The organism is uncultured Virgibacillus sp. (assembly GCF_947495635.1).
Classification (GTDB): domain Bacteria; phylum Bacillota; class Bacilli; order Bacillales; family Amphibacillaceae; genus Virgibacillus; species Virgibacillus salarius.
The window spans coordinates 1-212 of record NZ_CANMAB010000264.1; the positions used below are offsets into that span (position 1 = coordinate 1).

The 212-nt window shown below is 44.8% G+C and carries 1 protein-coding gene; it reads left to right on the forward strand.

All coding sequences use genetic code 11. From position 1 onward, the window contains the following. Positions 1-212 (forward strand): hypothetical protein (locus tag Q1A47_RS20785; RefSeq protein WP_299632776.1); only part of this gene is annotated, 212 nt, incomplete at both ends.

Below are 212 nucleotides of genomic sequence, written 5' to 3' on the forward strand. Positions count from 1 at the left end.
GGCCACTTCAACTCCTGTGGGAAATGTTTGACCTGAAGATCCACTTTTTTGAGCGGGTTTTGCTAAAAAAGTTAGCTAAAGGACAAACCCCACGGAAAGGGCAGTGGGCAGCCGGAGTGGTGGTCAAGCAAGCAGGGGGCTGGGACATAACTAGCCCTTATGAAGTTAAAAAAGATTCCAGTTATCAAAAAATGATAGCTGGAATCTTTTTT